Here is a 608-nt window from a genome sequence, read left to right as displayed (position 1 = left end):
TTCTGTATCCTCTGCTGCAAGGTTCTCATCTTTCTTTTAAGATGTGTCCCCTTACATTTAACAGACACTTGATTTATTCTTGGCGAAATTGTCTACCCTACGACTTAGATTTGAAAATACCCAAATGTGGATGTTTGCTAGGCTTCCAAGAAGTCTCGCAAACTCCTAAGCTATGTTACACATAGCCGATATTCTTTCTATCTTCGTCTTAGCGCATTCAATTTCTCTACATTATGCAGTTTTCAAGGTTCAGCGGTTAGGGGACACATCTTCTTGAGTGTATCCTATAACCTTAGAGACCTTATCTTCAGAAGATATGTCCCCATTCTAGCCTCCAGTAAACTGGAGACTTTAGGAGTATTATACTCCATGGTGGGTTCAAGTGGGCTCGAACCACCGACCTCACGCTTATCAGGCGTGTGCTCTAACCAGCTGAGCTATGAACCCATATTTATGGTGGAGATGAACGGAATCGAACCGATGACCCCCTGCTTGCAAGGCAGGTGCTCTCCCAGCTGAGCTACACCCCCGGGATATTATGAGGAACTATTAAAATATGGTCCCTCAAAATTAAACAGTGTAAGATATGTGTCTCGACTTAAGAAGTA

Annotated in this window: 2 tRNA genes; both read right to left on the bottom strand. The window is 42.9% G+C overall.

Annotated elements, in window-relative coordinates:
* Nucleotides 1–370: 370 nt before the first annotated feature.
* Nucleotides 371–447 (bottom strand) — tRNA-Ile (locus tag OXPF_RS18695).
* Between the two features lie 7 nt (nucleotides 448–454).
* Nucleotides 455–530, bottom strand: a tRNA-Ala gene (locus tag OXPF_RS18690).
* Nucleotides 531–608: the final 78 nt, after the last annotated feature.

The organism is Oxobacter pfennigii (assembly GCF_001317355.1).
GTDB lineage: Bacteria > Bacillota > Clostridia > Clostridiales > Oxobacteraceae > Oxobacter > Oxobacter pfennigii.
This window is presented reverse-complemented; position numbering and strand designations above follow the sequence as displayed.